Origin of the sequence: Alloalcanivorax dieselolei B5, assembly GCF_000300005.1 — a bacterium.
Classification (GTDB): domain Bacteria; phylum Pseudomonadota; class Gammaproteobacteria; order Pseudomonadales; family Alcanivoracaceae; genus Alloalcanivorax; species Alloalcanivorax dieselolei.
This window is the reverse complement of the sequence record NC_018691.1, coordinates 4,464,080-4,484,913: the sequence shown is the minus strand read 5'-3', so window position 1 is coordinate 4,484,913 and position 20,834 is coordinate 4,464,080. Positions and strand designations below refer to the sequence as shown.

The 20,834-nt window shown below is 61.7% G+C and carries 20 protein-coding genes; 8 read left to right on the top strand and 12 right to left on the bottom strand.

Features of this window, described 5'->3' with window-relative positions; genetic code table 11:
* On the bottom strand, positions 1-1,467 hold the full coding sequence (gene ubiD / locus B5T_RS20090; RefSeq protein WP_014996359.1) for a 4-hydroxy-3-polyprenylbenzoate decarboxylase: 1,467 nt from the start codon (positions 1,465-1,467) through the stop codon (positions 1-3).
* Between the two features lie 108 nt (positions 1,468-1,575).
* On the opposite strand from ubiD, the gene B5T_RS20085 reads away from it, so the two are divergent.
* Positions 1,576-2,493 (top strand): aspartyl/asparaginyl beta-hydroxylase domain-containing protein, encoded by a 918-nt coding sequence (locus tag B5T_RS20085; RefSeq protein WP_148279308.1) that lies wholly within the window; start codon positions 1,576-1,578, stop codon positions 2,491-2,493.
* A gap of 50 nt (positions 2,494-2,543) precedes the next feature.
* Here the strand turns inward: B5T_RS20085 and B5T_RS20080 are convergent, their stop codons facing one another.
* Positions 2,544-3,449, bottom strand: a complete 906-nt coding sequence (locus tag B5T_RS20080; RefSeq protein ID WP_014996357.1) for a LysR family transcriptional regulator — start codon at positions 3,447-3,449, stop codon at positions 2,544-2,546.
* 183 nt (positions 3,450-3,632) lie between these two features.
* On the opposite strand from B5T_RS20080, the gene ycaC reads away from it, so the two are divergent.
* Positions 3,633-4,259, top strand: coding sequence for an isochorismate family cysteine hydrolase YcaC (gene ycaC / locus B5T_RS20075; RefSeq protein WP_014996356.1), 627 nt, complete (start codon positions 3,633-3,635; stop codon positions 4,257-4,259).
* A 78-nt stretch (positions 4,260-4,337) separates the two neighbouring features.
* Here ycaC and rho read toward each other — a convergent pair whose 3' ends face one another.
* Both rho and trxA read right to left on the bottom strand, forming a co-directional pair.
* The gene (gene rho / locus B5T_RS20070; RefSeq protein ID WP_014996355.1) at positions 4,338-5,597 is read right to left on the bottom strand and encodes a transcription termination factor Rho; all 1,260 of its coding nucleotides are present in this window, start codon (positions 5,595-5,597) and stop codon (positions 4,338-4,340) included.
* Between the two features lie 450 nt (positions 5,598-6,047).
* Complete coding sequence (gene trxA, locus B5T_RS20065; RefSeq protein ID WP_014996354.1) at positions 6,048-6,374, bottom strand: thioredoxin TrxA; 327 nt, start codon at positions 6,372-6,374, stop codon at positions 6,048-6,050.
* A 208-nt stretch (positions 6,375-6,582) separates the two neighbouring features.
* Here trxA and ppx point away from each other — a divergent pair, with 208 nt between their 5' ends.
* Positions 6,583-8,073: an exopolyphosphatase gene (gene ppx, locus B5T_RS20060; RefSeq protein WP_014996353.1), complete on the top strand. Its 1,491-nt coding sequence runs from the start codon at positions 6,583-6,585 to the stop codon at positions 8,071-8,073.
* A 205-nt stretch (positions 8,074-8,278) separates the two neighbouring features.
* On the opposite strand, the gene ppk1 is transcribed toward ppx, so the two are convergent.
* Both ppk1 and hemB read right to left on the bottom strand, forming a co-directional pair.
* Positions 8,279-10,363, bottom strand: coding sequence for a polyphosphate kinase 1 (gene ppk1 / locus B5T_RS20055; protein WP_014996352.1), 2,085 nt, complete (start codon positions 10,361-10,363; stop codon positions 8,279-8,281).
* Positions 10,364-10,793: 430 nt separating this feature from the next.
* Positions 10,794-11,807, bottom strand: coding sequence for a porphobilinogen synthase (gene hemB, locus B5T_RS20050; RefSeq protein ID WP_014996351.1), 1,014 nt, complete (start codon positions 11,805-11,807; stop codon positions 10,794-10,796).
* Positions 11,808-12,015: 208 nt separating this feature from the next.
* Here hemB and greB point away from each other — a divergent pair, with 208 nt between their 5' ends.
* The 3 genes from greB to elbB are packed head-to-tail and all read left to right on the top strand — an operon-like array spanning position 12,016 to position 13,828.
* Positions 12,016-12,531, top strand: a complete 516-nt coding sequence (gene greB, locus B5T_RS20045) for a transcription elongation factor GreB (RefSeq protein WP_041717154.1) — start codon at positions 12,016-12,018, stop codon at positions 12,529-12,531.
* Positions 12,528-13,181 (top strand): DUF502 domain-containing protein, encoded by a 654-nt coding sequence (locus B5T_RS20040; RefSeq protein ID WP_014996349.1) that lies wholly within the window; start codon positions 12,528-12,530, stop codon positions 13,179-13,181. The genes greB and B5T_RS20040 overlap by 4 nt, the downstream gene beginning before the upstream one ends.
* Positions 13,178-13,828, top strand: a complete 651-nt coding sequence (gene elbB / locus B5T_RS20035; protein WP_014996348.1) for an isoprenoid biosynthesis glyoxalase ElbB — start codon at positions 13,178-13,180, stop codon at positions 13,826-13,828. Before B5T_RS20040 ends, elbB begins: the two co-directional genes overlap by 4 nt.
* Positions 13,829-14,014: 186 nt before the next feature.
* On the opposite strand, the gene B5T_RS20030 is transcribed toward elbB, so the two are convergent.
* From B5T_RS20030 to B5T_RS20005, 6 genes are all read right to left on the bottom strand, one after another.
* Complete coding sequence (locus B5T_RS20030) at positions 14,015-14,338, bottom strand: YqcC family protein (RefSeq protein WP_014996347.1); 324 nt, start codon at positions 14,336-14,338, stop codon at positions 14,015-14,017.
* Positions 14,331-15,038, bottom strand: a complete 708-nt coding sequence (locus B5T_RS20025) for an HAD family hydrolase (RefSeq protein ID WP_014996346.1) — start codon at positions 15,036-15,038, stop codon at positions 14,331-14,333. The genes B5T_RS20030 and B5T_RS20025 overlap by 8 nt, the downstream gene beginning before the upstream one ends.
* 69 nt (positions 15,039-15,107) lie before the next feature.
* Positions 15,108-16,016 carry a tyrosine recombinase XerC gene (gene xerC, locus B5T_RS20020; RefSeq protein WP_014996345.1) on the bottom strand — a complete coding sequence of 303 codons (909 nt, stop codon included), beginning with the start codon at positions 16,014-16,016 and terminating at the stop codon, positions 15,108-15,110.
* Positions 16,017-16,020: 4 nt separating this feature from the next.
* Complete coding sequence (locus B5T_RS20015) at positions 16,021-16,734, bottom strand: DUF484 family protein (RefSeq protein WP_014996344.1); 714 nt, start codon at positions 16,732-16,734, stop codon at positions 16,021-16,023.
* A gap of 22 nt (positions 16,735-16,756) precedes the next feature.
* Positions 16,757-17,635, bottom strand: coding sequence for a diaminopimelate epimerase (gene dapF, locus B5T_RS20010; protein ID WP_014996343.1), 879 nt, complete (start codon positions 17,633-17,635; stop codon positions 16,757-16,759).
* 70 nt (positions 17,636-17,705) lie between these two features.
* On the bottom strand, positions 17,706-18,314 hold the full coding sequence (locus tag B5T_RS20005) for a TetR/AcrR family transcriptional regulator (protein WP_041717153.1): 609 nt from the start codon (positions 18,312-18,314) through the stop codon (positions 17,706-17,708).
* Between the two features lie 136 nt (positions 18,315-18,450).
* On the opposite strand from B5T_RS20005, the gene B5T_RS20000 reads away from it, so the two are divergent.
* Complete coding sequence (locus B5T_RS20000) at positions 18,451-19,770, top strand: flavin-containing monooxygenase (RefSeq protein ID WP_014996341.1); 1,320 nt, start codon at positions 18,451-18,453, stop codon at positions 19,768-19,770.
* A gap of 47 nt (positions 19,771-19,817) precedes the next feature.
* Positions 19,818-20,777, top strand: coding sequence for an alpha/beta fold hydrolase (locus B5T_RS19995; RefSeq protein ID WP_014996340.1), 960 nt, complete (start codon positions 19,818-19,820; stop codon positions 20,775-20,777).
* Positions 20,778-20,834 lie beyond the last annotated feature (57 nt).

The following is a 20,834-nucleotide window of genomic DNA, read 5'->3' as shown; positions in this document are numbered from 1 at the left end:
CTAGTCGATGCCGAGGCTGTCCCAGATCTCATCCACCCGCATCTTCACGGTTTCGCTCATGGTAATGGCACGGCCCCATTCCCTGTCGGTCTCGCCGGGCCATTTGCTGGTGGCGTCCAACCCCATCTTCGAGCCCAGCCCCGCCACTGGGGAGGCGAAATCCAGATAATCGATGGGGGTATTGTCCACCAGCACGGTGTCGCGCCGGGGGTCCATGCGGGTGGTAATGGCCCAGATCACGTCCTTCCAGTCGCGGGCGTTGACGTCGTCGTCGCAGACAATGACGAATTTGGTGTACATGAACTGCCGCAGGAACGACCACACCCCCATCATTACCCTTTTGGCATGGCCGGGGTATTGCTTCTTCATGGTCACCACCGCCATGCGGTAGGAGCAGCCCTCCGGCGGCAGGTAGAAATCCTCGATTTCCGGGAACTGCTTTTTCAGGATCGGCACGAAGATCTCGTTCATCGCCAGACCCAGCACCGCAGGCTCATCCGGGGGACGGCCGGTGTAGGTGCTGTGGTAGATCGGGTCGCGGCGGTGGGTGATGCGCTCCACCGTGAAGACCGGGAAACGCTCCACTTCATTGTAATAGCCGGTATGGTCGCCGAAGGGGCCCTCGTCGGCGTACTCGTTGGGATAAATATGCCCTTCCAGCACGAACTCGGCGCTGGCGGGAACCTGCAGGTCAGAGCCGATGGCCTTGATCAGTTCGGTTTTGCCGCCACGCAACAACCCGGCGAAAGCGTATTCGCTGAGGGTATCCGGTACCGGCGTCACCGCGCCGAGAATGGTGGCCGGATCGGCGCCCAACGCCACTGCCACCGGGAACGGCTCACCGGGATGGGCCTGACGCCATTCCTGGAAATCCAGGGCGCCGCCGCGGTGGCTCAGCCAGCGCATGATCAGTTTATTGCGGCCGATCAGTTGCTGGCGGTAAATCCCCAGATTCTGACGCTCCTTGTTGGGGCCACGGGTAATCACCAGCGGCCAGGTCACCAGGGGGCCGGCGTCTTCCGGCCAGCAGGTCTGGATCGGCAGTTGGAACAGGTCCACGTCGCCGCCTTCGAGTACCTGTTCCTGGCAGGGCGCGCTGCTCAGCAGCTTCGGTCCCATGCTCAGGACCTTGCGGAAAATCGGCAGTTTGCTCCAGGCGTCACGGAATCCCTTGGGCGGCTCCGGCTCCTTGAGAAACGCCAGCAACTCTCCCAATTCTCTCAGTTCATCGATGGAATCCCGGCCCATACCCAGTGCCACCCGGCGCTCGGTGCCAAACAGATTGCCCAAAACCGGAATGGAAAAGCCTTTGGGGTTTTCGAACAACAACGCCGGGCCGCCGGCCTTGAGGGTACGGTCGCAGATTTCCGTCATTTCCAGGCGCGGATCCACGGCGGCTTGGATCCGTTTCAATTCGCCTTGCTGTTCCAGTTGCTGAATGAAGTCGCGCAGATCGCGGTATTTCATGGGCGATTTACTTTCCCGGTCAAGATGAAAAAATGTTAACACTATGTTGCCACAGTCCGGGTGTACAATACCGCTTTGTACACCGCTCAGCCCAGGGGAGGATGACTCGTGGCATGGTTATGGTCAGGAAAGATGCTGGTGTTGTACACCTTCATCGTGTGCGGGACCTATGTGCATTTTCGCGGTCGGATCCGGCATTCCTTCAGCCGCCAGTTGTTGGATCATTCCACCATCATGGGGCCCTATAACTGCTTCGTGTACGCCACCAGCGAAGTGGAAAACACGCCGTTACTGGACTGTTCCGCCTTCCCCGACCTGGATTTGCTGCGCGACAACTGGCAAGTCTTCCGCGACGAGGCCATGAAGCTGTTCGACGAAGGCTATATTCGCCAGGCCGCCAGCGATAATGATCTGGCGTTTCATTCGTTTTTCCGTACCGGCTGGAAGCGCTTCTATCTGAAATGGTACGACGATTCCCAGCCTTCCGCGGAAGCGCTGTGTCCCCGTTCGGTGGCGCTGGTCAATCAGGTGCCCAGCGTCAACGCGGCCATGTTCGCCATGTTGCCCGCCGGCGCCAAGCTGGGCAGGCACCGTGATCCGTTCGCGGGCTCCCTGCGTTATCACCTGGGCCTGGTGACCCCCAACGACGACCGCTGCGCCATCTACGTCGACGGTGAGCAGCACGTCTGGCACGACGGTAAAGACGTGGTGTTCGATGAAACCTTCATCCATTGGGCGGAAAACAACACCGATCAGGATCGGCTGATCCTGTTCTGCGATGTGGAACGGCCGTTGCGTTACCGTTTTGCCACGGCCATCAACCGGGTCTTCAAGACCGTGGTGGTGCGCGCCACCAGTACGGAGAATATGGCGGGGGATCGCGTCGGCCTGCTGAATAAAGTGTTCGATGTGGTCTACAAGGCCCGGGCCAAAGCCAAGGATCTGAAGAAGCGTAACCGCGGCCTGTACTACATTCTCAAGTGGGTGATGATCGGTGCGCTGTTCTACTGGCTGTTTATCCACTGATCCCGCCCGCGAGTTGTGGTGGTGCGGCAAAAGCGGGGGAGGCTGTCCGTTCAGCGTTCCTCGAAGGACTGGTAAAACAGAGCCAGTTCGTCGATCAGGGTCCGCACCGCCGGTAACAGGCCCCGTCGTGATGGAAACACCGCGTGGATGATATCCCGGCGTGGTGCCCAGTCCGGCAGCAGATGAATCAGGCTGCCGTCGTCCAACTGCCGACGCACGGCCAGCAACGGCAACTGCACCACGCCTACTCCCGCCACCGCCGCCCGGCGCAGGGCAATCATGTCGGTGGTGACGAAGCGGGGATGGTGAGGCACGGTGGCCTGGTGCTCATCGGGGCCGTACAGAACCCAGACATAGCTGGATTGCGGGTTGCTCAGTGCCAGGCTCGGCCATTCACTCAGCGCTTCAGGCGTTGCCGGTAGCCCGTGACGCGCCACCATTGCCGGGCTGGCCACCATTGCCGGATGGCGGTCCGAGAGCACCTTCAGCACCAGATCACTGTCTTCCAGCGGCGGAGGCCGCACCCGAATCGCCACATCAATGCCCTCGTTGATCACATCCACGCGCCGATTGGTGGCTTCCAGATGCACGGTGACTTCCGGGTAGCGGGTCATGAAGTCCGCCAGGAAGGCGCCAATATGCACATGCAGCAGGGTCACCGGGCAGGTCAGCCGGATGACCCCTTTGGGGCTGGCGCGTACGCTGTCTATGGCGTCCTGGGCGGCCTCGGCTTCCACCAGCATCGCCTTGCAGTGGTCGTAGTAGGTGCGCCCGATCTCCGTGACGGAGAAATGCCGGGTGGAGCGGTGTAACAGACGCACGCCCAGGCGTTCCTCCAGCGCCGCCACGCGCCGGCTGAGTTTCGATTTCGGCTGGCCCAGGGCGCGGCCGGCGGGGGCAAAACCGCCGTGTTCCACGGTCTTCACGTAGTAATAGAGGTCGTTGAGGTTTTCCAAGATCAGGCCTGTTATCGTTCCATTAATAGAACACTGAGTGACAAATTTACTATCTACACGACTCAGAGTTCCATTAATAACATGATCATCAAGATGTTCGCACCCGCGATATCTTGATCCTTCGACGAGGTTGTCGGCAGCGATAACCCAACGGGCAAGGCAAACCAATTGAGGAGATTGATCATGGGTAAGCAATACAACCGTTTGAACAAAGATGATGCCGCCGTGTTATTGGTTGATCATCAGGCAGGCTTGTTGTCGCTGGTTCGGGACATCGAGCCGGACAAGTTCAACAACAACGTGCTGGCGCTGGCGGATCTGGCCAAGTACTTCAATCTGCCCACCATCCTGACCACCAGCTTCGAGGACGGCCCCAACGGTCCGCTGATCCCGGAACTGAAAGCGCTGTTCCCCGATGCGCCGTACATCGCCCGGCCGGGTCAGATCAACGCCTGGGATAACGAGGATTTCGTCAAGGCGGTGAAAGCCACCGGCAAGAAGCAACTGATCATCGCGGGTGTGGTGACGGAAGTGTGTGTGGCCTTTCCGGCTCTGTCGGCACTGGAGGAGGATTTCGAGGTGTTCGTGGTTACCGATGCCTCCGGTACCTTCGATCCGCTTACCCGGGATGCCGCCTGGGATCGGATGTCCGCCGCCGGCGCGCAACTGATGACCTGGTTCGGTACCGCCTGCGAACTGCACCGTGACTGGCGTAACGACGTTGAAGGGCTGGCTGCGCTGTTCTCGAAACATATTCCGGATTACCGGAATCTGATGACCAGCTACAACACGCTCACCGCCGGTAAATAATCCGGTGTGAGAACGCGAAAGGCCCGTCTCGGGTATCCGGGACGGGCCTTTCGCTGTCTTTCTCGAGGTCAGCGCGGATTATTTGCGCTTCATTGACTCGAAGAATTCCAGATTGGTCTTGGTCTGTTTCATGCGGTCCAACAGGAACTCCATGGCGCCGATCTCATCCATCGGATGCAGCACTTTGCGTAGGATCCACATCTTCTGCAGTTCGTCTTCGCTGACCAGCCGCTCTTCGCGACGGGTGCCGGACTTCCTGATGTTGATGGCCGGGAACACACGCTTTTCGGATACCTTGCGGTCCAGGTGCAGTTCCATGTTGCCGGTGCCCTTGAACTCCTCGTAGATTACCTCGTCCATCTTGGAGCCGGTTTCCACCAGCGCGGTGGCGAGAATGGTCAGGCTGCCCCCTTCCTCGATGTTCCGGGCGGCACCGAAGAAACGTTTCGGTTTCTCCAGGGCGTGGGCATCCACACCACCGGTCAGAACCTTGCCGGAGCTGGGCTGCACGGTGTTGTAGGCGCGCGCCAGACGAGTGATGGAATCCAGCAGGATGATCACGTCCTGCTTGTGCTCGACCAGACGCTTGGCCTTTTCGATCACCATTTCCGCTACTTGCACGTGGCGAGCGGGCGGTTCGTCGAAGGTGGAGGCCACGACCTCACCGCGTACCGTGCGCGACATCTCCGTCACCTCTTCGGGACGTTCGTCGATCAGCAGCACGATCATGTGGGATTCGGGGTTGTTGCGGGCGATGGAGTGGGCGATGTTCTGCAGGAGCATGGTTTTACCGGCTTTCGGCGGGGCCACGATCAGGCCGCGTTGCCCTTTGCCGATCGGCGCCACCAGATCGATCACCCGGGCGGTGATGTCCTCGGTGGAGCCGTTGCCCACTTCCATGACCAGCCGCTCGGTGGGAAACAGCGGCGTCAGGTTTTCAAACAGAATCTTGTTCTTGGCGTTTTCCGGCTTGTCGAAATTGATCTCGTTGACCTTGAGCATGGCGAAATAGCGTTCGCCATCCTTGGGAGGCCGGATCTTGCCGGAAATGGTATCGCCGGTGCGCAGATTGAAGCGACGAATCTGGCTCGGTGACACATAGATGTCATCCGGTCCCGCCAGATAGGAGCCTTCGGCGGAACGTAAAAAGCCAAAGCCATCCTGAAGAATCTCCAAGACGCCGTCGCCGTAAATGTCCGAGCCGTTTTTGGCGGCTCTCTTCAGAATCGAGAAGATGACGTCTTGTTTGCGGGTACGGGCCAGGTTTTCCAGGCCCAGTTCCTTGGCGATGTCCAGGAGTTCGCCAATAGGCTTCTGCTTCAGTTCGGTCAGATTCATTGGTGTGTTGGGTGTCTAGAGAATGAATGATTGGAAAACACCTGGGGACGGTGTTGTTTTATGAAAGTCCGATTATCGGATTCGTTGTCCCTACGATGAGGGCACGTCGTTCTGGAGCGCTTAGCCGGCAAAGCCGTGGAAATCTCTAATTGATTGGTTCGTGAGGTTTCGGTGGGAAATATCAGGACATCCGGCCGGTGTGCTCAGGCCCGTTGTCGAATCATGGATAATGAAGGGATGTCCCCCTGCCGAAAATCACCCACCGATGCCGCCCCTGACGCGAGGCCATGGGTGAATCTTAACTCAAGAACAAACGAATTAGAGATCCCCTGCTTGAGGGTGCGAAAACGCTGGTTTTGGAATGTACCACCGTGAGTCGGCGCCTGTCCAGCCCATAATCAAACTGATCGGGGACGAATTGATTACGGGCTGGCCGGGACTGACAGCGTACTACAGGGTGCTGTCCAGGAAAGCGGAGAGCTGGGACTTGGACAGCGCCCCCACTTTGGTGGCTTCGACGTCGCCGTTCTTGAACACGGTGAGAGTCGGGATGCCCCGTACGCCGTACTTGCGCGGGGTATCCGGGTTCTCGTCGATGTTCAGCTTGGCGATGGTCAGCTTGTCGGCGTATTCCTTGGACAGGTCTTCCAGGATCGGCGCCACCATCTTGCACGGGCCGCACCACGGTGCCCAGTAGTCCACCAGAACCGGACCGTCCGCCTTGAGGACCTTGTCCTCGAAGTCGGCGTCGGTGACGTTGATAATCTCGCCGCTCATGAATATCTCCTGCTTAAGGGTTTCGCGGGATTGATACTATCGGGCCGGCAACGCGGGATTTCAAGCGTGAGGGTCGATTACGCTGACAGTCGGACCCTATGGCAAGGTCGATTGCTGGTTGCGGCGCGCCGTTGCGGCGCCGAAAATCAACTCACAGGGCGCGCCGGTGACGGTCGCCACTTCCGCAGCTTGGCAGAGAGGGAACAATTTGCGACAAGGCGAGCAACTGGCGGCCATCGATCTGGGCTCCAATAGTTTTCATATGGTGGTGGCGCGTCAGGATCAGGGAGAAGTACGCCTGCTGGAAGGTCTCTCGGAAAAAGTGCAGCTGGGCAGCGGTCTGGACAGCGATAACCGGCTGGATGAGGAAACCCAGCAGCGGGCACTGGAATGCCTGGCGCGGTTTGCTCAGCGGATCACCGGAGTGCGCCGGGGCAATGTCCGGGTGGTGGGTACCAACACCCTGCGCATGGCCCGTAACGCCAAGGCGTTTATCGCCCGCGCCGAGCAGGTTCTGGGCCATGACATCGAGGTGGTGGCCGGCCGCGAAGAAGCGCGCCTGATCTATCTCGGTGTGGCGCACAGTCTCGCCGCCAACGGCGGCAGCCGGCTGGTGGTGGATATTGGCGGCGGGTCCAGTGAGCTGATCATCGGCGAGGGGTTCGAGGCAGTGGAAACCGAGTCCCTGCATATGGGCTGTGTCAGTTTCCGCCAGCGCTTCTTCGCCGATGGCCGTATCACCGAATCGGGCATGGCCAGAGCGGTCACCGCCGCCCGCCAGGAAGTGCTGTCGATCGAGGCCAATTACCGGCGGATGGGGTGGACCCAGGCGGTGGGTGCTTCCGGCACTATCAAGGCCATTGCCCAGGTGTGCGAGGAAGGCGGCCTGACCGATCAGGGCATTACTGTGGAGGCGCTGGAGAAAATTGCCCGCAAGGCGGTGAAAGCCGGTTCCGTGGACGCCTTGTCCCTGAAAGGCCTGCGCGAGGACCGCAAGCCGATTTTTGCCTCCGGACTGGCCATCTTGCTGGGGATCTTCCGGCAGCTGGGCATTACCCATATGACGGTATCCGCCGGTGCCCTGCGCGAAGGGTTGCTCTATGACCTGTTGGGGCGTTTTACCCACGAGGATGTTCGTGAGCGCAGCGTGCAGGCGGTAATGGATCGTTATCGGGTGGAGCCGGCCCAGGCGCGCCGCGTACACGACACCGTGATGACGTTGCACCGGTCGGTGGCGGACCAGTGGTCGCTGAATGATGAGGCCCTGCTGGACACCCTGCGCTGGGCGGCGTTATTGCATGAAGTGGGCCTGACCGTCTCTCACAGCCAATTCCACAAGCACGGCGCCTACATGCTTTCCAACGCCGACCTGCCCGGCTTCTCGCGCCAGGAACAGGCGGCGGTGGCGCTACTGGTGCGTGGTCACCGCCGCAAACTGCCGCTGTCGGCGCTATCGGAGTGGGACGATGAAGAACGGGAGCCGCTGCTGCGGTTGTGTCTGCTGCTGCGTCTGGCTTGTCGCCTGCACCATGCGCGCAGCGACGAGCCGCTGCCGCCGCTGACCCTGGCCGTCGACGGCGAGGTGGTGACCCTGAGCTTCCCGCCAGGCTGGCTGGCCGAGCACCCGCTGACCCAGGCGGATCTGGAACAGGAGCAGGAGTTCTTCCAGAGCAGCGGCTATCGCCTTGTCGTGACCTGAATCGCGATCCGTGGACCCTCCGCTACCCCAAATTCTGGCGGGTTTCGGGGACCCGGATTCAGCGATTGCTGCAAGGCCACTGTAGGAGCTTGCCTTGCAAGCGAATTGAGCTCTGGGCATCCCGAGAGATTCGCCAGCAGGGCTGGCTCCTACAGTGGCTTCGTAGCCCCCTCAATGGGAAGCTGCGGGCTCACGAGGAGGCCGGTCAGCCGTTGCTCAGTGCTTCCAGCAAAGCCTGTTGAGCCAGGAACGGCTCCTCGCCGGCGGCCGGTTCGGCGCGTTGATAGCTGCCATCCGCGCTCAACAGCCAGGCCTGGGTATTGTCTCGCAGATAGAAGTGCAGTCCTTCTTCCAGTATTTGCTTCTTGAGTTTGGGGTCATTGACCGGGAAGCAGGTTTCCACCCGATTGAACAGATTGCGGTCCATCCAGTCGGCACTGGCGCAGTACACCAGATCCTCGCCGGCGTGGTGGAAATGGTAGATGCGGGTGTGCTCCAGGAAGCGGCCGATGATGGAGCGTACCCGGATATTTTCCGACAGACCGGGGATGCCCGGTCGCAAACAGCAGATCCCGCGCACGATCAAATCGATCTCCACCCCCGCCTGGCTGGCCCGGTACAGCGCCTGCATGATGCGTTCTTCGGTCAGGGAGTTGAACTTGGCGATGATCCGCGCCGGTTTGCCGGCACGGGCCTGCTCGGTCTCGAACTCGATCCATTCCATCAGGCTTGGATGCAGGGTGAACGGCGCATGCTTGAGTTGCTTGAGCCGTGCCGCCTTACCCATGCCGGTGAGTTCCTGGAAGATCTTGTGCACGTCCTGGCAGATTCCCGGCTCGGCGGTGAGCAGCCCGTAGTCGGTGTAGAACTTGGTGGTTTTGGTGTGGTAATTGCCAGTGCCCAGATGGGCGTAGCGCTTCATGCCGTCGCCGTCCCGGCGCAGCACCAGCAGCATCTTCGAGTGGGTTTTATAACCCACCACGCCGTACACCACGATGGCGCCGGCTTCCTGCAGGCGGCGGGCGCCCTCGATGTTGGACTCCTCGTCGAAGCGGGCGCGCAGTTCCACCACGGCGATAACTTCCTTGCCATTACGGGCGGCGGTTTCCAGATGATCCAGAATTTCCGAGTTGGTGCCGGTGCGATACAGGGTTTGTTTGATCGCCAGAACCTTGGGATCCCGGGCCGCTTCGGCCAGCAGATTGACCACTGGGCTGAAACTCTCGAACGGGTGGTGCAGCAGGATATCGCCCTGATCGATGGCATCGAAAATGCTTTCGTACTTGCGCACCGGTGCCGGCACCCGCGGGGTGAAAGGCGGATAGTGCAGGCGCGGCCGGTTGACGCTGGTGAACATGCGCGCCAGGTTCACCGGCCCGTTGGCCTTATAGGCGTCTACCTGACCCAGTTCAAACTGTTCCAGCAGATAATCGATCAGATGCTGCGGGCAGTTATCCGCCACTTCCAGCCGCACCTCATCGCCGTAGCGCCGGGACAGCAGCTCCCCTTTGAGCGCGCTGGCCAGATCCTCCACGTCCTCGTCCACCTCCAGATCCGCGTTGCGGGTGACGCGGAACTGGTAGCAGCCGGTGGCTTTCATGCCTGGAAACAGATCGCTGACGTGGGCATGGATCATGGAGGAGAGAAAGATGAAATTGTCGTCGCCGTTTTCGCACACTTCGTCGGGCAGTCGGATCAGGCGCGGCAGTGAGCGCGGTGCGGGCACGATGGCCAGCCCCGTGGAGCGGCCGAACGCGTCCTTTCCGTCCAGCGGCACGATGAAGTTGAGACTCTTGTTGACCAGTCGCGGGAACGGGTGGGCCGGGTCCAGGGCGATGGGCGTGAGCACCGGGTAGACCTGGTCACGGAAGTATTTCTTGACCCATTCGGCCTGGGCGGCGTTCCAGTCTTCACGACGCAGGAAATGCACGCCCTCTTCCGCCAACGCCGGCAAAATGATGCCCTGGAGAATATGATACTGGCGCTGCACTGCTTCGTGGGTAATGCGCGAGATGTCCGCCAGCACTTCCTGGGGCAGCATGCCGTCCGGTCCCGGCGTGCCGGTGCCGGTCTCCATCTGATTGCGCAGCCCCGCCACCCGGATCTCGAAGAACTCATCCATGTTGGAGGAGAAGATCAGCAGGAAGTTGAGACGCTCCATCAGAGGGTGACGCTCATCCATGGCCTGCTCCAGCACCCGCAGGTTGAACTGCAGCAGGCTCAGTTCGCGGTTGATGTAGTGCTCGGGGCTGTTCAAGTCCATGGACGGCTGATTGGTGTTGGCGTTCATGATGTCATCCTGGCCCGGGGGAGGCGCTCATTAGATGACATTAACGTGACAAGAGAATGACAGGAAGAGGGGATGGAGCAGTTAACAGTTGATAGTTAACAGTGAACAGCGGAAAACGTCGCGCTCCGTGGACCAGTGCTGTCCCACACAGTTGAGTCTGTGCCAAATTTGGCCGCTGTTTCACCCTCTCCCTGTCCCTCTCCCCTCAAGGGAGAGGGGACCGAATAGACAGGTTTGGTTTGCTCCCCTCTCCCTTGAGGGGAGAGGGGCCGGGGGAGAGGGTGAGACGTCCTTAGCGGCGCTGTCCCTGATTCATGACGTCAAGACCACGTTGCATCGGAAAGTACGGCAAAGCCAGATCTTCCCAATTTGATGAATAAAACTGCGGGACAGTAGTGGTCCATGGACCGCGATCAGGGCGGCGGCCTGCTCAGGAGGGCTGGTTCTGCAGCCGTTGCGCCGCGCGTTTGGCGAAATAGGTGAGGATGCCGCTGGCGCCGGCCCGCTTGAACGCCAGCAGGGACTCCATCATGACCTTGTCTTCATCCAGCCAGCCGTTCTGGAACGCGGCCATGTGCATGGCGTATTCGCCGCTGACTTGGTAGGCGAACACCGGCACTTTGAACTCGTCCTTGACTCGCCGGATCACATCCAGATAGGGCATGCCCGGCTTCACCATCACCACGTCGGCGCCCTCGGCCAGATCCAGGGCGATTTCGTGCAACGCCTCGTCGGAGTTGCCCGGGTCCATCTGATAAGTGTTCTTGTCCGCCTTGCCCAGATTGCCGGCGGAGCCCACCGCGTCGCGGAATGGGCCGTAGTAGGCGGAAGCGTACTTGGCGGAGTAAGCCATGATGCGAGTGAGGATGTGGTGGTTGTCTTCCAGGGCCTGGCGGATCTCGCCGATACGGCCGTCCATCATGTCCGACGGCGCGACGAAATCGGCGCCGGCCTCGGCATGGGACAGAGCCTGGCGCACCAGCGCCTGCACCGTTTCCTCGTTGAGCACGTAGCCGTCTTCGTCGAGGATGCCGTCCTGGCCGTGAATGGTGAACGGGTCCAGGGCCACGTCGGTGATCACCGCCATTGCCGGCACCGCCGCCTTGATCGCCCGGGTACAGCGCTGCACCAGACCGTCCGGGTTCCAGGCTTCCGCCGCGTCCAGGCTTTTGGCCTCCGCCGGAGTGGACGGGAACAGGGCCATGGCCGGGACGCCCAGGGCGGCCAGTTCCTCCGCCTCACGGCACAACAGATCGATGCTCATGCGTTCCACGCCGGGCATGGAAGCCACCGTTTCGGTACGGTTCTCGCCTTCGATGATGAACACCGGGTAGATCAGGTCGCTGGGCGTGAGCACGGACTCGCGCATCATGCGGCGGGAAAAATCGTCTTTGCGCATGCGACGCATGCGGGTATGCGGCCAGGGGGCACGGGGAAAGGACATAGAGCACTACCTCGATCAAAGAGCCTCGATAAAGGGACTCGGTAAGCGGTCTCGGTAACGGATCAACGCCGGGCCCCGGGGTCGCCGCTGGCCGTGGCGTGACAATCGAGAGATGATAGCGCGGTGCGCGCGTGGGCAGTGTAGCAGCGCCGGCAAAAGGGCACCAATGCCGGCGGACTGGATCGGTAAACAGGTTCTGAGGAAAGTTATGGGACGTTGGCGACCCCAAGGCAAACCGGGTTCAAAATACATCACGCCCGAGGGCTATCAAGCCATGAACCGGGAATTGCAGACCCTGTGGAAAGAGACCCGCCCCCAGGTGACGCAGGCGGTACAGGAGGCCGCCGCCCAGGGGGATCGTTCGGAGAATGCCGAGTATATCTACGGCAAGAAGCAGCTGCGCGAAATCGATCGCCGGATTCGCTTTCTCAGCAAACGCCTGGACGGCATGGTGGTGGTGGACCGTCCGCCGGAGGATACCGGCAAGGTCTTCTTTGGCGCCTGGGTGGAAGTGGAAGACGAGGACGGCGCGACTCACCGGTACCGCCTGGTCGGGCCGGATGAGGCCGACGGCGGACGCGGTTACATCAGCGTCGATGCGCCCCTGGCCCGCGCCTTGCTTGGCAAACGGGAGGACGACGAAGCCTGGGTGAGAACCCCCGCCGGGGAACGTTGTCTCTACGTCAACAAAATCTGGTATCAGTTTCCGGAAGCAGCCCCATGAAAGCGGACCGAGGTTTTTGGTTTTTCGTGCGCAAATCGCTGATCGGCGGTGTCATCATTCTGCTGCCGATCTCGATCATCGCGTTCTTCTTCAAGTGGCTTTACGATGCGGTCACCAGCCTGATCGCGCCGTTCACCCGATTCGTGGTGCATACCTTCGGGTTGCCGAAGTTCGCCGCCGACTGGGTGGTGGTGGCGGTGCTGGTGGTGTTCTGTTTTCTGGTGGGCACCCTGGTGGCGACCCGCCTGGGAAGCTGGTTGTGGCAGCGCTTCGAGGCGCGCACCATGACCCGGTTGCCGGGCTACCGGCTGGTCAAGGAAATCATTCTTCAGGTTTTCGGCAAGGATGAGGACAGTCCTTTTCATCGGGGTGAAGTGGCCCAGATATGGCTGTACGGACGTCAGGCGGACGTCTCGGTGATGGGTTTGATAACCTCGCACCATGATAATGGCCGGGTGACCGTGTTCGTGCCCACCGGGCCCAATCCCACCACCGGTTTCATATACCATGTGCACGAAGATCTGGTGACCCGGCACCCGCAAGTGGGTGTCGAGCAGATGATGAAATCCGTGGTGGCCTGCGGCGCTGGCAGTGGTCAGTTGTTGCGGGGTGACAGTGACGGATCCGAAATACGAGGAGAGCATTCATGAAAGTAGCCGTATTACTGGCAGGCTGTGGCGTCTATGACGGCAGCGAAATCTATGAGACCACCATTACCTTGCTGGCCCTGGACCGGGCCGGTGTGACCTATCAGTGCATCGCGCCGGACATCGAGCAGGCGCATGTGATCAATCACCTCACCGGCGAGGTGGACGAGGGCGAGACCCGCAATGTGCTCAAGGAAGCGGCGCGGCTGGCGCGCGGTGAAGTGATCGAGCTGGGTCAGGCGAAAGCGGAAGACTATGACGCCCTGATCGTGCCCGGTGGGTTCGGTGTCGCCAAGAACCTGTGTGACTTCGCCTTCAAAGGGGCGGAGATGAGCATCCATCCGCCGGTGAAGGACTTCATCCAGGCCGTGCACAAGGCCGGCAAGCCCGTGGGCCTGATCTGCATTTCCCCGACCATGACCGGTCTGCTGTTCGGCGACGCCACCTGTACCATCGGCTCCAACACCGAAGTGGCCGCCGCCATCGAACAGATGGGCGGGCGCCATCAACCGTGTCCGGTGGACGACTTTGTCGTCGACGAGGAAAACCGTCTGGTGACCACGCCGGCCTACATGGAAGCCGGCAGCATCAAGGAAGCCGCCGCGGGTATCGAGAAGCTGGTGGACAAGATTCTGTCCATGGCGGGCTGATCGGAGGCGGACCGGTCGCGGCTCTTGAGCGGAGGGCCGCCCGGCCGTTTCCCACAGACCGGACTACGAAGCCGCTGTAGGAGCTTGCCCTGCAAGCGAAGGGTTTGACCCTAGAAGATTCGCTTGCAGGGCAAGCTCCTACAGCGGCCTTGTAGAAACCTTGGAATTCTTGTTCGCGAGGCCGGGTTACCCCGGAAAGTGGTCGTCGAATTCCTTCAGCACCGTCACCAGCGCCTCGGTGTCCTGAGGCAGATCCTTCAGTGCTTCCTCCGCCATCGGTGCCACGTCGCACTGCGCCGGCAGCGGGTACTCCCCTTCCAGCAGGGCCCGGAATCGGGCGATGAACACCCATTGCAGCCACTGGCTGAACACCATGGTATCGGCGAAAAACGGGGTAAGGCTCTCGAAGGCCTCGGGCGCGGGCGGCCGTGTTTCCCACAGATCCAGCCGTTGCAGTTCCCGTTGCAGTTGGTCGAGCAGGGTGGTGAGACGTTGCGTTTGATCAGTCATCGAACAGGGGCAGCAGGTCGGTGAGTTCGTGAAGGTTGTGGATGTAATGGCTCGGCTGATCCAGATCCGAAGGCCAGGACAGATCGATCAGATTGGCCCACACCGCATGGAAACCATGCTGACGTGCCGCGTCCACATCCTCCAGTGGATGGTCGCCCACATGCACCGCCTGGGTGGCGGTGACGCCGGCGCTGTGCAGGGCGGCGCGGAACATGTCCGCTTCCGGTTTGCGTTTGCCGATGCTTTCCGCTGAATGGTGGAAAGCAAACAGATCGCGAATGCCGATTCGCTCCAGGTCGGCGTTGCCGTTGCTGAGCGCGCCCAGGGTGTAGCTGTCCGCCAGGGTTTCCAGCACTTCCAGCGCGCCGGGGAAAAAACTGACTTTATTGCGCGCTTCGTGGAACACCAGAAAGGCATCCTGGGCGATGTGGCGGGCCTCGCGCTCAGCGAAGCCGGCCTCGATAAAGGCCTGGGCCATGGCGTCCCGGCGCAGCCGGGTCAGATTGTTGAGATAGTCCGGTTGCTCGCCGATCAGCCGGTCACGTACCGAGCGGATGCGCTCGGCGGTCAGCGCCGCGGACGCCTCCGGATGATGCTCGGTGATCCAGGCACCGCAGGTGCGTTCCGCCTGACGAATCACCTCGTCCACCGGCCAGAGGGTATTGTCCAGGTCGAAGGTGATCAGTTTCAGTCCAGTCATAGGAAATCGGCGAACAGCGGGTTGATCGGGGCAGCAGGCTATCCACTATCCCCGATCAATCCGCCGCGATCAATCGTCTTTCTTGCGCTGGGCACGCGGGTGGGCGCCGTCGTAGATCCGTGCCAGATGCTGGAAATCCAGGTGGGTATAGACCTGGGTGGTGCTGAGATTGGCGTGGCCGAGCAGCTCCTGCACCGCGCGCAGATCGCCGGAGGACTCCAGCAGATGGGTGGCGTAGGAATGGCGCAGCTTATGCGGGTGCAGATGCTCGCCAAGGCCCCGCTTAACCGCGGCCTGACGCAGCCGCTGCTGCACCGTGGCCGGTGACACCCGCCGCCCGCGCTGGCTGACGAACAGGGCTCGCTGGTCCGGGGATGTGAACTGGCCCCGCACCGACAGCCAGCGGCGCAGGGCGGCCAGGGCCGGCTTGCCCACGGGCAGCAGGCGGGTTTTGTTGCCCTTGCCGGTGACCCGCACCTGGCCGGCGTTGATATCGACGCTGTCCAGATCCAGGCTGATCAATTCCGCCAGCCGCAGGCCGCCGCCATAGAGCAGTTCCATCATGGCCTGGTCGCGCCGGTCCAGAGGCGTGCCGCTGGCCCCTTCGCTATCGAGCAAATGGCGGGTCTGGTCGGCGTCCAGGGCCTTGGGCAGCCGTTTACCGCTTTTCGGAGCACGGATATCCAGGGCTGGATTGTCGCTGACCCGGCCTTCCCGGATCAGGAAGTGAAAAAAGGTGCGCAACGTGGACAGCAGGCGTTGCAGGCTTCGTCCGCCGAGACCCTGCCGGTGCAGCCGTGCCACCAGGGCACGCAGATCGTGCACCGTGACGCGGCGCCAGTGGAGGCTGTCCAGGGCCTGTCGGGCGCGCTCAAGGTCACGGCGGTAATGTTTGACGGTGTTGGCGGAAAGCCGCCGCTCGCTGTCCAGATGACGGATAAAATCCGCCACCCAATCAGCGTCGCTGGCGGCGGTCACCGGGTCAGGCCCGTTGCGCCTGGCGGGCGGTACTGGAACGGCCCACTTCGCTGAGACGGCGTGCCAGAATGTCGCCCAGGTGGTTGATGAACAGGGTGTCCATGCCGCTGCGGAAGTGCATGGCGTCGCGGCTGCCGATGGCCAGCAGACCGACCGGGCCATGGAAATCCAGCGGGATCAGGGCGGCGGATTGCACCTGCTCGCCCTGGTCCTGGAACAGTGCTTTCAGCTCTTCCTGGCGGAACACGCCGCACACCGACTTGCCCGGACGTAGCATCGGCGCCAGGCCGGAGGGCAGCGCTTCATCGTCGATCAGCCGTACCTGCTTGCGCAATTCGCCGAGAATCGGGATCTCGCGGTCGTGCAGCAGCAAAGCCACGGCGTCGCAATGGAAGTCGTCTTCCAGGGTACGCACCAGGCCCCGGAACAGCTTGTCGGGGGTGCGTGCTTCCAGCAGGGCCAGGGTCAGGCTTCGCGTCAGTTCGAACAGACGGTCATTTTCCCGTGCCACATCAAGCAGGCCGTTCAGGCGTTCGCGTAACTCCTGATTGCGTTCGCGCAGGATCGCCGCCTGGCGTTCCAGCAAAGAAACCGCCTGGCCGCGGGCGTCCGGCAGCCGCAGCAGCTCCAGCAGCTCCGGCCGTTGCTGGAAATAGTCCGGGTGCTGGCGCAGGAAAGCGGCGACCTGGTCGGCGCTGGTGGGCTTTTGCTCGCTCATGAAATCATCCCCGTGGGTTGGCTCAACGGGCTTTGCTCGGCTGCGGAATGTCGATGGCGCCATCATAGACACGGCTTGCCGGCCCTGTCATCAATACGCCGCTGTGGCCGTCCTGGCTGCTGTAAGGATAGTGGACCTGCAGGGTGCCGCCGAGCAGGTGCACGGTGACGGTATCGTCGAGCAGGCCGAGGCGCTGGCCGCACAAAACCGCGGCGCAGGCACCGGAGCCGCAGGCCAGGGTTTCACCGGCGCCGCGCTCATAGACCCGCAGCCGGATCTCGTTACGGCCGATCACCTGCATGAACCCCACGTTGACCCGCTCGGGAAACTGTTCGTGGCTTTCCAGTAACGGCCCGACGGTGTCCACCGGGGCGTTGTCCACGTTTTCCACCAACAGCACACAATGGGGATTGCCCAGTCCCACGGCGGAGACTTCATAGCCGTTGTTGCCGGCCACCAGAAAATAGCGGTCCGCTTCCGCCTTGGCGGTGAAGGGAATGGCTTCGGGAGCCCAGCGTGGCGCGCCCATATCCACGGTCACCAGGCCGTCGTCGGTGACCCGTAACGTCATTTCACCGGCGGCGGTCTCCACGCGGATCTCGTGTTTGTCGGTGAGTTCCTCGTCACGGACGAAGCGGGCGAAGCAGCGGGCGCCGTTGCCGCACTGGTTCACTTCGGAACCATCGCTGTTGAAAATGCGGTAGCGAAAATCCACGCCTTCTTTGCGGGCCGGTTGCACCACCAGCATCTGATCGAAGCCGATGCCGAAATGCCGGTCGCCCAGGCGCCGTAATTCTTCCGCCGGTAATGGCGGGCCGTTTTCAGGCAACGGCTGGCGCACGCCGTCCACGACCACGAAATCGTTGCCCAGCCCGTGCATTTTGGTGAATTTCAGTCGCATGCGACGCATCCGCACAGATAACGAAAACCACCATTGTACGGGGATTTGCCGGGGAGCAGTAGGGCGGGGATTATTCCAGCAGGGCGGCGCAAATCTTCAGCGCGGTTTCCGTCACCGCGTCCACCGGCTGGGCGTAACCGGTGGCCATCCAATACAGCGCGATATGGATGAAGCCGCCCTGGATGCCGGCCTGGAGCATGGGGTCGAACTGCTGACCGGGCCGGGCCAGGGCCTGGGTCATGTTCTGGATGCCGGCCCGCAGGGCATCGTTGATGGCCCGGTCCACCGCCGGGCTGATGCCGCGAATATCGATCAGCAACAGCCGGGCCACATTTGGTTTGTCCTTCAGCTCCTGGAAATAGGAGTGCAGCATGGCGCGGCTGCGAGCCTGCGGATCGTCCCCCGCGGCCTCGGCGGCGGCCATGTTGTGCTCACGCAGGCGTCGGGTGGCCTGCTCATAACAGGCGATCAGAAGTTCATCACTGTGGCCGAAGGACTCATAGAAATAGCGCTGGGTCAGGCCGGCGGCGTCGCACACCTGTTTGACACTGGAATGCCGGTAGCCGTTGTGGCCGTAGACCTCGGTCGCGGCATCGATCAACTGCTGGCGGCGCTGCGCGCGCCGTTCCCGCGCGGCGGTGCCCCGGTACGGTCGCTTGCCTGTGGTTTCTGTAGCCATGAGGATTCTGAAAAGCGGCGTTGTCAAGTTATAAGTGACAATATAAATTGTCATCTATGCTCACCAGCGAAGGCCCGAGGCCGTTTCATCGCAAGTGCGGAAGTCCGTATTGGTGCGAGGCACAGAGGATATCAGCATGAATAAACAACAAGAACAATTTCAACCCGCCCCCCTGGATGTCCTGATCATCGGCGCGGGCCTGTCCGGCATTGGCGCGGCCCGGGCCCTGACCGACAAGTGTCCGGACAAGCGCTATATCGAGGAAATCGCCGAAGAGTCCGGAGCCATTCACAACATTCGCTTCTGCCATCAGGTGATGTCGGCCAGCTGGTCCAGTGACGAAGGGTTGTGGACGGTGCGGGTCAAGGCCACCGACCGGACCGGCCAGACGCGGGAGGAGCGCATCCGGACCCGCTTCATCGCCTCCTGCTCGGGCTACTACAGCTACGACGAGGGCTACCGGCCGGAATTTCCCGGCGAATCGGACTTTACCGGACAAATCATTCATCCGCAGTTCTGGCCGGAACAACTGGACTACCAGGGCAAGCGGATTGTCGTTATCGGCAGCGGCGCCACCGCCGTCACCCTGGTGCCGGCGCTGGCCGAACAGGGCGCGCGGGTCACCATGCTGCAGCGCTCCCACAGCTATATCTTCGCGCGCCCCCTGGTGGACCGGCTTGCCCACGCCATGCAGCGCTGGTTGCCCCTGCCGCTGGCCTATCGCCTGACCCGCTGGAAGAACGTGCTGCTCGGCCAGCGCTTCTTTCGCAATGCCCGCACCCGGCCCGGTCCCACCCGGGAATACCTGCTGCATCTGGCACAGCGTCAGGTCGGCTCGGAGGTGGACATGAAACACTTCACACCCGACTACCGCCCCTGGGATCAGCGTGTTTGCGCGGTGCCGGACGGCGACCTGTTCCATATGCTGCGCTCCCGGCGGGTGGATATCGTCACCGATACCATCGACCGCTTCACGCCGGGCGGCATCCGCCTTGCTTCCGGCCAGGAGCTGGAGGCGGACATCATCGTCACCGCCACCGGGCTGAAGTTGAACGCCCTGGGCGATGTGCGACTGGAAGTGGACGGCAAGACGATGGCGGTGGCCGACTGCATGGCTTACAAAGGCATGATGCTCAGCGATGTGCCGAACCTGATGCTCACCTTTGGTTATACCAACGCGTCCTGGACGTTGAAGGCCGAACTGACCTGCAACTACATGACCCGCCTGTTGCGTTACATGGACAGGAAGGGCGCACGGATAGCGGTGGCGCGGCGCGATCCGGCCGTCAAGGCGCTGCCGTTCCTCGATTTCAGTTCCGGCTATGTCCAGCGTGGCGTGGATGTCATGCCGCAACAAGGCGATCGCGAATGCTGGCGCGTGCATCAGAATTACCTGAAAGACAAATACATGATCCAGTACGGCAGACTGGATGACGGCGTGCTGCAGTTCCAATAACCGCACTGTTTCAATAACTTTATGGAAGAAAAGCGAAGGAAACGGCTATGGGGTATGTGCTGAGCGGCCTGTTGATCGTGGTGATCCTGATCGCGGCGGGACTTTTCGTTTTCACCTGGATGACGGTGCGCAAAGTGCAGTTCGGCTTGCCGCCGGAGGGCCGTTTCGTCACGGTCATGGGCAACCGTATCCACTACATCGAGCAAGGCAGCGGGCCGGAAACCCTGTTGCTGATTCATGGGCTGAGCGGGGTTTCCCAGCACTTCTCCTACAAAGTGCTCGGCGAACTGGCCAAGGATTACCGGGTGGTGGCCATTGATCGCCCCGGCAGCGGCTATTCGGAACGCGCGGCGCGTTCCTCCGCCTCCCTGGCGGTCCAGGCCGATGTGGTGGCCGGCGTCATCGACGCCTTGCAACTGGGTAAGCCGATGTTGGTGGGGCACTCGCTGGGCGGGGCGCTGTCGCTGGCCACCGCGTTGCGGTATCCGGATAAAGTGCGGGGGTTGACGCTGATCGCGCCGCTGACTCACATGCCTTCCGCCGGTCCCTCCAAGGCGTTCGCGGCGCTGGGCATACGCCAGTCCTGGTTGCGCCTGTTGGTGGCCTGGACGCTGATGGTGCCGATGACCATGCGCTACCGGGAAAAGGTGCTGGATATCGTGTTCGGACCGGAGCCAGTGCCGGCGGACTATGCGATCCGGGGTGGCGGCGCGCTCGGGCTGAGACCCAGTCATTTCATTGCGGCGTCACGGGATCTGTTGGCGCTGGATGGGGTGGTGCCGGAAATGCAGCAGCGCTACACCGATCTGCAAGTGCCGATCCGGATTCTCTATGGCCGCGACGACCGCATTCTCGACCCCCGGGAACAGGGGCAGGGGATGGTGGACCTGTTCCCGGACAAAGTGGAACTGGAACTCATCGAAGGGGGCCATATGTTGCCGCTGACCCAGCCGGAGGTGACCACGGATTTCATCCGGCGCAGCATGCGGGCCTTGCCGCCCGCTTGAGTCCGGGAAAGCCGGGGCCGCAGCGAGTATAGGCGCGCTGGTTGCTCCCCGCGTACA

Coding starts and splice junctions, on each gene's coding strand:
- ubiD (WP_014996359.1), bottom strand. CDS start 1,467: ATGAAATACCGCGATCTGCGCGACTTCATTCAGCAACTGGAACAGCAA.
- ycaC (WP_014996356.1), top strand. CDS start 3,633: ATGGGTAAGCAATACAACCGTTTGAACAAAGATGATGCCGCCGTGTTA.
- rho (WP_014996355.1), bottom strand. CDS start 5,597: ATGAATCTGACCGAACTGAAGCAGAAGCCTATTGGCGAACTCCTGGAC.
- trxA (WP_014996354.1), bottom strand. CDS start 6,374: ATGAGCGGCGAGATTATCAACGTCACCGACGCCGACTTCGAGGACAAG.
- ppk1 (WP_014996352.1), bottom strand. CDS start 10,363: ATGAACGCCAACACCAATCAGCCGTCCATGGACTTGAACAGCCCCGAG.
- hemB (WP_014996351.1), bottom strand. CDS start 11,807: ATGTCCTTTCCCCGTGCCCCCTGGCCGCATACCCGCATGCGTCGCATG.
- greB (WP_041717154.1), top strand. CDS start 12,016: ATGGGACGTTGGCGACCCCAAGGCAAACCGGGTTCAAAATACATCACG.
- B5T_RS20040 (WP_014996349.1), top strand. CDS start 12,528: ATGAAAGCGGACCGAGGTTTTTGGTTTTTCGTGCGCAAATCGCTGATC.
- elbB (WP_014996348.1), top strand. CDS start 13,178: ATGAAAGTAGCCGTATTACTGGCAGGCTGTGGCGTCTATGACGGCAGC.
- B5T_RS20030 (WP_014996347.1), bottom strand. CDS start 14,338: ATGACTGATCAAACGCAACGTCTCACCACCCTGCTCGACCAACTGCAA.
- B5T_RS20025 (WP_014996346.1), bottom strand. CDS start 15,038: ATGACTGGACTGAAACTGATCACCTTCGACCTGGACAATACCCTCTGG.
- B5T_RS20015 (WP_014996344.1), bottom strand. CDS start 16,734: ATGAGCGAGCAAAAGCCCACCAGCGCCGACCAGGTCGCCGCTTTCCTG.
- dapF (WP_014996343.1), bottom strand. CDS start 17,635: ATGCGACTGAAATTCACCAAAATGCACGGGCTGGGCAACGATTTCGTG.
- B5T_RS20005 (WP_041717153.1), bottom strand. CDS start 18,314: ATGGCTACAGAAACCACAGGCAAGCGACCGTACCGGGGCACCGCCGCG.
- B5T_RS20000 (WP_014996341.1), top strand. CDS start 18,451: ATGAATAAACAACAAGAACAATTTCAACCCGCCCCCCTGGATGTCCTG.
- B5T_RS19995 (WP_014996340.1), top strand. CDS start 19,818: ATGGGGTATGTGCTGAGCGGCCTGTTGATCGTGGTGATCCTGATCGCG.